At 67.4% G+C, this 9,609-nt stretch carries 10 protein-coding genes; 9 read left to right on the top strand and 1 reads right to left on the bottom strand.

Going from position 1 to position 9,609, the window contains the following annotated elements; translation table 11 throughout:
- The first annotated feature begins 112 nt into the window (after positions 1 to 112).
- The gene (gene rfbA, locus ACZ5ZX_RS32160) at positions 113 to 985 is read left to right on the top strand and encodes a glucose-1-phosphate thymidylyltransferase RfbA (RefSeq protein ID WP_465505740.1); all 873 of its coding nucleotides are present in this window, start codon (positions 113 to 115) and stop codon (positions 983 to 985) included.
- Here rfbA and ACZ5ZX_RS32155 read toward each other — a convergent pair.
- On the bottom strand, positions 970 to 1,470 hold the full coding sequence (locus ACZ5ZX_RS32155; RefSeq protein ID WP_465505739.1) for a PH domain-containing protein: 501 nt from the start codon (positions 1,468 to 1,470) through the stop codon (positions 970 to 972). The genes rfbA and ACZ5ZX_RS32155 overlap by 16 nt on opposite strands.
- A 110-nt stretch (positions 1,471 to 1,580) precedes the next feature.
- On the opposite strand from ACZ5ZX_RS32155, the gene ACZ5ZX_RS32150 reads away from it, so the two are divergent.
- The 8 genes from ACZ5ZX_RS32150 (at position 1,581) to ACZ5ZX_RS32115 (ending at position 9,592) form a co-directional block, all read left to right on the top strand.
- Complete coding sequence (locus ACZ5ZX_RS32150; protein WP_465505738.1) at positions 1,581 to 2,111, top strand: hypothetical protein; 531 nt, start codon at positions 1,581 to 1,583, stop codon at positions 2,109 to 2,111.
- A gap of 153 nt (positions 2,112 to 2,264) precedes the next feature.
- Positions 2,265 to 3,398 (top strand): class I adenylate-forming enzyme family protein, encoded by a 1,134-nt coding sequence (locus tag ACZ5ZX_RS32145; protein ID WP_465505737.1) that lies wholly within the window; start codon positions 2,265 to 2,267, stop codon positions 3,396 to 3,398.
- On the top strand, positions 3,395 to 4,939 hold the full coding sequence (locus tag ACZ5ZX_RS32140; protein ID WP_465505736.1) for an HAL/PAL/TAL family ammonia-lyase: 1,545 nt from the start codon (positions 3,395 to 3,397) through the stop codon (positions 4,937 to 4,939). The genes ACZ5ZX_RS32145 and ACZ5ZX_RS32140 overlap by 4 nt, the downstream gene beginning before the upstream one ends.
- Positions 4,929 to 6,725, top strand: coding sequence for an ABC transporter ATP-binding protein (locus tag ACZ5ZX_RS32135; RefSeq protein ID WP_465505735.1), 1,797 nt, complete (start codon positions 4,929 to 4,931; stop codon positions 6,723 to 6,725). Before ACZ5ZX_RS32140 ends, ACZ5ZX_RS32135 begins: the two co-directional genes overlap by 11 nt.
- Positions 6,726 to 6,828: 103 nt before the next feature.
- The gene (locus ACZ5ZX_RS32130) at positions 6,829 to 7,686 is read left to right on the top strand and encodes an LLM class flavin-dependent oxidoreductase (RefSeq protein WP_465505734.1); all 858 of its coding nucleotides are present in this window, start codon (positions 6,829 to 6,831) and stop codon (positions 7,684 to 7,686) included.
- Between the two features lie 328 nt (positions 7,687 to 8,014).
- Entirely contained in the window at positions 8,015 to 8,383 is a 369-nt protein-coding gene (locus ACZ5ZX_RS32125; protein WP_465505733.1) for a roadblock/LC7 domain-containing protein, read from the top strand.
- Between the two features lie 43 nt (positions 8,384 to 8,426).
- A complete protein-coding gene (locus ACZ5ZX_RS32120) occupies positions 8,427 to 8,798 on the top strand; it encodes a hypothetical protein (RefSeq protein ID WP_465505745.1) in 372 nt (123 codons plus the stop codon).
- Positions 8,799 to 8,845: 47 nt separating this feature from the next.
- On the top strand, positions 8,846 to 9,592 hold the full coding sequence (locus tag ACZ5ZX_RS32115; RefSeq protein ID WP_465505732.1) for a hypothetical protein: 747 nt from the start codon (positions 8,846 to 8,848) through the stop codon (positions 9,590 to 9,592).
- The last annotated feature ends 17 nt before the right edge of the window (positions 9,593 to 9,609 follow it).

The following is a 9,609-nucleotide window of genomic DNA, read 5'->3' as shown; positions in this document are numbered from 1 at the left end:
TCGAACGCGTTGGCGGAGTTCGCGAAGATCAAGGCCGAGGCACAGAAAATGGTCGCGGCACTGCCCAGCTGCTACGAGTACCTCGCCAGCATCAACGACTGAACGGAATCCGATGAAGGGAATCTTGCTCGCCGGCGGCAGTGGAACGCGCATGTACCCACTGACGCGGGGCACCTCGAAGCAGCTGCTCGCCATCTATGACAAGCCGATGGTGTACTACCCGCTTTCGGTGTTGATGCTGGCCGGGATCAGGGACATCCTGCTGATCTCCGACCAGGCCAGCCTGCCGTTGCTGCAGGGCCTGCTCGGTGACGGAAACCGGCTGGGCCTGAACATCGACTACGCCAAGCAGGACGAGCCCCGCGGTATCGCCGAGGCGTTCGTCATCGGCGAAAAGCACATCAACGGCGAACCGTCGGCGCTCATCCTGGGGGACAACCTCCTGCACGGCGCCGGTTTCCCGCAGCTGTTGCGGTCCTCGCGCCAGAACCTGGACGGATGCACGCTGTTCAGCTATCCCGTGTCGGATCCCGAGCGGTTCGGCATCGGCGAGATCGACGCCGCGGGCAACCTGGTCTCACTGGAGGAGAAACCGGTGAAACCGCGGTCCGACAACGCGATCGTGGGGCTGTACTTCTACGACTCCGAGGTCGTCGAGATCGCGAAGAGCCTGGCCCCGTCGGCGCGGGGGGAACTGGAGATCACCGACGTCAACCAGGTCTACCTCAAGCAGGGGCGCGCCAAGCTGGTGCGGCTCGGCCGCGGCTACACCTGGCTCGACGCGGGAACACACGACATGTTGCTGGCGGCAAGCCAGTACGTGCAGACGATCCAGCACCGCCAGGGCGTGCAGGTGGCCTGTCTCGAGGAGATCGCCCTGCGCATGGGCTACATCGACGCGGACAGGTGCCTCGAACTCGGGACCGAGATGAAGAACTCCGACTACGGCAAATACCTGATACAGCTGGCTCAGGAATTCGAATGAGGCCGCTCCGCCCCGGTGGTGATGGTGAGCAGTCGGGCGAGTTCGTCGGCGTGGTCGCTGGACAGCCCCTCGAACTTCAGCGCGCCCTTCGACGAAGCGGTGGTCACCGTCAAGGTGGCCAGGCCGAGCCGGTTCTGCAGCGGGCCGCGAACCGTGTCCACCGTCTGGATCCGGGACCGCGGGGCCACGCGTAGTTCCCGCCAGAAGTAGCCGGTGCGCACGTAGACCGCGGTATCGGTGGTTTCCCATCGATTCACCTGGTACCAGAACCGCGGCAGCAGGATCACCACCGGGACCGCCGAAACGGCGATCACGCCGGCGGGCCAGAACAGCCAGGGCCCGCCGGGTTTGAACAGCCCTGGCACGGAAGCGAGCAGGACCAGCACCGCCACCACGGCCGCGAAGATCAGGGCGACCCGGATGCGCCACCAGGTGATCGCGTCCCGGTGGAACTGATTCCTGGGTGGCGACTCCGGTTGCTCCATGGCTCTCCTGGCTCCCCATCGTGCGCGAAAGATGTACCGAGTGTAGGGCACCACAACGGCCAGTGAGGAGCCCAGGTGAATGGCTGACAGAGCGGAGCAAGGGGTTCGATGTGACGAAGAGAATCATTCTTCCGGAGACGGCGACGCGGCGGGTCGAACTGCGCCCGGCGACCGCCGAGGCGCGTGCGGAGTTCTTTCGCACGGTGCTGCGCACCGGAATCGAAAGCGTGCGGCCGAACACCGGAGGGCCGAGGGCGGCGGGTCCGCCACCGAACGCGGCGTTCCAGGTGTTCAGCCGGTCGCGTGGGGAACTGCTCGGCTTCAGCCTGCTGTTCGGCCTCGACCAGGCCGGGCACATCCGCTGCGGTACCTATCTCGACCCCGCGCTGAACCGGCTTGGTCTCGGCGGCGAAGCCATCGGCCTCACCATCAACTACGCCTTCTGCATGTTCAATGTGGACCGGGTGATCACCGAGACCACCGAGGCCAGCCTCGGCTCGTTCGGGATGCGGCCGGGCGACGAGCGGGTGCTCAGCGTGCTCTCGGACTACCTGTACTTCCGCGGCCGCCACTGGAACCTGTACGGGTTCCAGGTGGATCGGCATGAATGGGTCAATGACGACCAAGAGATCGTCGACTGATTTTGCCGCGCCCCGAAGAATGGTCTCCATTGCTGGTCAATCGTGGACTCGCTGCTATACGATCGGTGTGGGGAATCAATCGGTGAGCATTTCTTTCCATTATTCACGTATTCGGGCTGGATAATGCCTCATAAGCGGGCGAGGGAGCGTGTTGTGACCTACTCCGAGCTGAAACCGGAGGAGTTGCTGGCCGAGGGATTCGATTCGCCGAAGATCACCGACCGGCCGTGGTGTGTGCGGTGGGACCGGTTCGGCGGCGATCTCGACGCCATCGCCGAACTGGTGCTCGGCGCGTTGCCGGATACGGTGGAGTTCCATACCTCCGGGACCACCGGGGCGAGCCAGACCTGGTACCGCACGAAGAAACACATCTGGGCCGAGGCGGGCATGCTCGCCGGGCTCCTCCGCCCACGGTCGCCGGAAGCCGTACTGTCCTTTGTGCACTCGAAGCATCTCTACGGTGCCCTGACAAGCGTGCTGGTCCCGGCGCGGCTGGGGCTCCCCGTCTGGTACCGCCCGCAGTTCGCCGGACAGTTCCCGCCGGTGGACGAGCACCGCCGCTGGGCGGTGATGGCCATTCCGTGGATCTTCTCGCTGCTGCACCGGAACCTGTCGTGGGTCCGGTCCATCGAGCAGGTCACGGTGCTGCACGCCAGCGGCATGGTTCCCGACGCCGCGATGGACTTTCTCGAGGCGGCGGGCAAGGAACGGGCACGGATCATCGAGGTGTTCGGGGCGACCGAGTCGGGCGGGGTGGGCACCAGGCAGTGGTCCGAAGGCGCGCCACCGGACTGGCGGCTCATCGACGACGTCTCCTTCGCCGATCCGCTGGTACCCGGCGAGGGTGAGGTGACACTGAAGATCCGCAGCCCCCGGCTCGCCCTCCTCGGCGACGGCGTCGCGCCCGAGTTCTGCGAGCTCGACGACTACGTGGAGCGGCTCGGCGAGCGCGGCTTCCGGTTCAGCGGCCGTCGGACCAGGCTGGTCAACATCAACGGCAGGCGGTTCAACCTCGACCGGCTGGAGGACCTGCTCAGCCCGGTGCTCGACTGCGCCGACTACGCCGTCCGCCCGGTGACCGATCCGATGATCGGTGAGCACATCGAGCTGGTGGTGGTGCTCAAACCCGGCACCGAGCTTTCCGACCTCGATCTCACCGCCGCGTTCGACCGCCTCGGCGTGCGTCCGCGGCGGGTCCGCGCCGTGGCCAGGATCGACCGCACGGAAATCGGCAAGTACCGCCGAGTACAGAAATCCGAACCGAGTGATTCAGGAGCGACAACGTGACCACCTCCGCCGATCTCCAGCACGAGTTCTCCCTCGGTGACATCCTCCGCAACGCGGCGTGGGAGGCGCATCTGCCGCCGCTGGGCGAAGAGGACATCGCCAGGATGGAGACCTGCGCCGCCACCGTGGCCAAGGAGCTGGCCGCCGGCAAGCCCATCTACGGCCTGACACAGGGGTTCGGCCCGCTGGTGTTGTTCGAGGCCGAGTCCGAACTCGAACAGGGCGACAGCCTCATCTCCCATCTCGGCTCCGCCCAGGGTGAATCGCTGCCCCCCGAGGTCTGCAGTCTCGTCGTCTGGCTCCGCCTGAACAGCATGCGGAAGGGCTTTTCGGCGGTGTCGCCGGACTTCTGGCACCGCCTGGCGCAGGCGTGGAACGCCGGGTTCGTCCCGGCGATCCCGCGGCACGGCACGGTCAGCGCGAGCGGCGACCTCCAGCCGCTCGCCCACGCGGCGCTGAGCCACACCGGCGAGGGCGAGGCGTGGGTGCGCAAGGCGGGCGGTGGCTGGGAGATCAAGCCCGCCGCGGAGACGCTGGCGGAACTGGGGATCGAACCGTTCGTCTGGCCGGTCAGGGAGGCACTCGCGTTCGTCAACGGCACCGGGGTGAGCCTGGCCATGGCGATCGTGAACCAGCAGTCCGCGCTGACCCTGGTGCGGGCCGCCGCGTTGCTGACCGGCCGGATCAACGCCCTGCTCGGCTCGAACCCCGAGCACTACCAGGCGGGTATCGGGATCGCTCGCGGCCAGGCAGGCCAGCTGGAGGTGGCGGAGTGGATTCGCGCCGAGCTCCCGGCGGACGCCGAACGCGACCCCTCGCGTCCGTTGCAGGAGCCCTACAGCCTCCGGTGCGGGCCGCAGGTGCTCGGGGCCGTGCTCGATCAGCTCGACCACGCCGGTGAACTGTTGCGGCGGGAGGCGAACGGCGTCACCGACAACCCGATCGTGTTCCAGGACGAAGTGCTGCACGGTGGCAACTTCCACGCCATGCCGGTCGGATTCGCCGCCGAGCAGACCGGCCTCGCCCTGCATTCCGCGGTGTACCTGGCTGAACGTCAGCTCGGCCTGCTGGTGAACCCGGTGACCAACGGTGACCTGCCGCCGATGCTGACGCCGCGGCCGGGCCGGGGCGCCGGACTCGCCGGGGTGCAGCTGAGCGCCACCTCCTTCGTCTCCCGCATCCGGCAGCTGGTGTACCCGGCCTCGCTCACCACGCTGCCCACCAACGGCTGGAACCAGGACCACGTGCCGATGGCGCTGAACGGGGCCAACTCGGTGGCCGAGGCGCTGGAGCTGAGCTGGCTGGTGATCGGCTCACTCGGCGTGACCATCGCCCAGCTGACCTCCAGGCTGGGCAAGAGCGTCAGCGGATCAGGCCTGTGGGACCGGCTCGCCGAGATCTCACCGCCGCTCGAGGTGGACCGGCCGATGGCCGCCGAGGTACGGGCGGCGAGGGACGTTGTCCGCGCGGAGGCGGAGAAGCTGCTCGCCGCCTCGGCTTCCGCCACCCGCGGCCGCCCGGGGGCCCTTGGTGGAATCTGAGCGCGCGTCGATGCTCCAGGCCTCGGCCTGGCGCGACATGCTGGCTTACCTGGCGCCCCACAAGAAAGTGGTGATCGCCGGTGCGTTGCTGACGCTGTCCGGCTCGCTGGTGGGGCTCAGCCAGCCGGTGATGGCCAAGTGGATCGTCGACGCGCTGGGCGAGGACCGCGGGGTGGCCGGGCCGCTGCTGCTGCTCACCGCCGCGGTGGTGGGCGGCGCGATGCTCGCCACGGTCGGTTACTACCTGCTGGGCCGCGTGGCCGAGTCGGTGGTCCTGAAGTCGCGCCGGGACATGGTTTCGCGGATCGTGCGGATGCGGCTGTCCGAGACCAGCCGCATCCAGCCGGGCGATCTGATGTCCAGGATCACCGCGGACACCACGCTGCTGCGGCAGTCGGTCACCCAAACCCTGGTGGACGCCCTCAAAGGCCTGCTGATGCTGGTGGCCGTCCTCGCGGCGATGTGGTGGCTGGACGCGGTGCTGCTGCTGGCCACCCTGGGCGTGCTGCTGGTGGCCGCGGTGCTGATCGGGCTGGCGGTACCGTTTTTCCAGCGCTACAGCACGAAGGTGCAGGAGGCCATCGGGGACGTCAGCTCGGTGCTGGAACGCCTGCTCGGCGCGTTCCGCACGGTCAAGGCGTTCGGTGCGGAACGAAACGAGAGCGAAAAGCTGGACGCCGCCACCGGCCAGGCGTGGTTCTTCGGGCTGAGGCTCGCCCGCCTCGGTGCCGTCGTCAGCTCCGGCGCGTTGCTGGCCATCCATGTGTCGTTCCTCGTCGTGCTGGGCGTGGGCGGAGCGCGGGTCGCGTCCGGTGCCATCCCGGTCGGCACGCTGATCGCCTTCCTGCTCTACCTGTTCTGGCTGATCGAGCCGGTCGCCGGGCTGATCACGGCGGCGTCGACCTTCAGCACCGGGGTGGCGGCGGTGCGGCGTATCCGTGAGGTGCAGCGGCTCGAGGTCGAACCCGTTTCCGGGGAAGGGGACCGGGCACCGGAGGCGGGGAGCCGCGAGCCTGCCACGCTCGCCTTCCAGGACGTGGACTTCGCCTACCCGGACAGCGCGCCGGTCCACCGCGGCGTCACGTTCGAGGTGTGCCCCGGCGGGCTGACCGCGGTGGTCGGCCCATCGGGGGCGGGTAAATCCACCCTGTTCTCCTTGGTGGAACGGTTTTACGAGCCCACCGGCGGAACCATCTCGATGGACGGGGTGGACCTCCGGGAATGGCCGCTCGAGGAACTGCGTGCCGCCATCGGGTACGTGGAGCAGGACGCACCGGTCCTGGCCGGGACGCTGCGGGAAAACCTGACCATGGGCATGGCGGCACCGTGCCCCGACAGCGAGATCCGGGCCGTGCTCGAGCGCACCAGGCTGACCGAACTCGTCGACCGCCTGCCTGACGGCATCGACACGGTCGTCGGGCACCGGGGGAGCTCGCTCTCCGGCGGCGAGCGGCAACGGGTCGCCATTTCCCGTGCGCTGCTGCGCAAGCCGCGGCTGCTCCTGCTCGACGAGGCCACTTCGCAGCTGGACGCGGTGAACGAGGCCGCGCTGCGCGAGGTGGTGGTGGAGGTGGCCGGAGAGCTCACCGTGCTGGTGGTGGCGCATCGGCTGTCCACGGTGACCAGGGCCGATCGCATCGTGGTGATGGACGCGGGACAGGTGCGGGCCACCGGTTCGCACGAGGAACTCGTGGCAGGCGACGACCTCTACCGGGAACTGGCCGCGACGCAGCTTCTGCTGCCGGAGACGGACGAGGTCACCACCGCGACCCTGTCCGGCAGCTGAGGGCCGTCTGGCTCGCGACGGTTCCCTCGTGGCGAGACGGTGGCGCGGTTCCTGCTTTCGCGGGATCTTGGGAGCAAGGCTCCCCAATCCCCGAGAGGTTCACGTGAAGATCGGCATCGGATTGCCCAACCAGGTCCGCGACATGCGTCCGGATGTCCTCCCCGCCTGGGCCGCACAGGCCGAGGAAGCCGGGTTCTCGTCGCTCGGCACCGTCGGGAGGATCGCCTATCCCGGAGTCATGGACACGGTGGCGCTCGCCGCCGCGGCCGGCGCCACCAAGACGATCGGACTGCTCAGCAACGTCCTGATCGGCACCGTATGGCCGCCCGTGCTGCTGGCGAAGGAGATCGCCGGGATCGACGGCGTCTCCGGCGGCCGGCTCACCCTCGGCGTCGGCATCGGCGGCCGCCCGGACGACTTCGTCGCCGACGGACTCGGCCCGAAGGGGCTCGGCAAGCGGATCGATGCCGATCTCGACGTCTACCGGAGCGTGTGGAACGGCGAGCCCGTCGGCGGCGGGGACAACGCCGCCGTGCCGCCCGGCACCCGCCAAGTCCCGCTTCTGTTCGGTGGGTTCGCGCCCGCGGCGCTGGCGCGGATGGCGAAGTGGGGCGAGGGCTACATCGGCGGCTCGATGCCGCACGAGATGGTCGCCGGGGCGTTCGAGCAGGCCCGAGCCGCGTGGCGGGACGCCGGGCGCGAAGGCGAGCCGCGGATCGTCGCCATCGCGTACTTCGCCCTCGGCGAGCCCGAAACCGGCCGGGAGAAGGTCTACGACTACTACAGCACCATGGGCATGGCCGACCTCGTCACCTCCGCGGTGAACACCACACCCGAAGCGATCCGCGAAACCGTACGTGCCTACGGCGACCTCGGCGCCGACGAGCTGATCTTCAACCCGGCCACCGATGAACCCGACGACATCGCCCGCCTCGCCGAGATCGTCACACCCGGCCGCTGACAGTCCAAAGTGGATTAACTCGCGGGTTCGCGGTACGGAAAATTTCAATTACCGCGAACTCGCGGTAAAAGTCCGCCGGTAGCTCGCTTGCCTGCGAATATCGCAGTGTGTTCTTGAGCCGAACGCGTGATGGCCGAACCGGATACGCGACATCGATAGCTGGCAAGCGAGGTCGGTGGTACCGTCTTCGGGGCTGGGAAATCCGCAGGATGAATAGCCGCCAGTGCCGGTATCGGTTGATCGAATTCTTTCAAAGTCAGTCCTTGTTTCCGGACGCACTGAAGTCACAAGTGCTCCCGTATGCCCGCTGGAGCGGAAAGTAAAGGTAGTGGATTTCGAAGCATTGGCCGCCGAGTTGCGGAACCTTCGTGAGAACGTCGCAGGTGTCACCGATACGGTGATCGCCGCCGTGGACGGCATTCCCATCATCGCCGACGCGGCGGCGACCATCGACCCCGGCAAGATCTCCGCTCTCGCCGCCGCCGATCTGGGGATCGCCCGCCAGGCCACCGAAATAACCGGCAAGGGAACGCTCAACCAGACCGTGGTGTTCGGCAGCGATGGCTACATGGCCGTTTATGCCATCGATCGTATGGCGTTGATGGTCGTCATGGGAGACAAGGATCTGAATGTCGGACGCCTTCTTTTCGAATGTCGGCCCGTCATCGACAGGATCAGCTCGATCCTGGCCGGTTGAGCATTTTGCCGCGTCCGCCGCCGAACCGAAGAAATGGAGTTCGATGAACATCGACAACGCCTTGAAGGAATGCATGTCGATCGCCGGGGCCCTCGGTGTCGCGTTGGTCGACTACGAGAGCGGGATGTCGCTCGGCACCAGCGGAGGTGGCGAGTGGCTCAACCTGGAGGTCGCGGCGGCGGGCAATACCGACGTCGTGAGATCGAAGTTGCGGGTGATGACCGCGCTCGCGCTCAACGACACCATCGAGGACATCCTCATCACCCTGCGGCGCCAGTATCACCTGATTCGGTTACTGGATTCCGTGGGCGGCCGTAGCACCTTGTTCCTGTACCTGGTTCTGGACCGGGATCAGGCGAATCTCGCGCTGGCACGCCATTACCTCAAGCGTATCGAGTCGGATCTGCAGGTCTGATCGAGTACTGCGCCGCGAAAGGGGAACACCCGGCGAAGGAGGCGGCGATGGTCCTGGGCGGGCCCAGCAAACAGGCACTCGTCGCGGGCTCGGCGTTCATGACGGACCTCGGATCGCTGTTCCCGGTCCGGCTGAAACTCACCGGCGAAGAGCTGGAGTTCTTGTGCGTACTACCTCGTGATCGGACCTTCGCCGAGCTGGAAAATCGGGTGCGACTGCGGTCCGGCGCGTCCATGCCCCGGTTCGCCGTCGAAACGGGCCCCCGGTGGACGCGGCTTCGGGTGGACCTCACGGAGACCTCGGTCGGGACGTTGATCGTGATGCCGGAGGAAATGACCGCGCAGGCGCTGAACGCGCCGTTCCTCGGCCGATGGCAGGAGCGGATACCGGACGTCGTGCAACTGGCATTGGACGAGATCGCCCGGATACTCACGCGATGTCATCACGAGGCAGGCGGCGCCGGTCCGTTGATCGATCTGGAACTGATCTACCTGCCGGAGCGGGACTATCGGGAGAAAGTCGCCAGAGCGCACGACGCGATCAAGGAGTGCGTCGCGCCGGTCCGGCCGGTGCTCAAAATGCGGTGGAACTCGGTGAGCTACGGCCAACGCAAGGCCTTCGTCGACGACCTGACGAACGTCGAGATCACCGGCAAATGGCCTCGCCGCAGGGTGAGCGCCAGTATCATGGGGCTCGAACTGGAGCTGCCCGCCTGGACGGGCCCGAGGGCTCGTCCGCTGCCGGGCTCGACCGGTGTCACCGGCCCGAAACCAGGGCACCGGGCCCGCGCCTGAGCGGCGCGTCTTCGGCT

Source organism: Amycolatopsis sp. NPDC033938, assembly GCF_055575975.1.
This window is presented reverse-complemented; position numbering and strand designations above follow the sequence as displayed.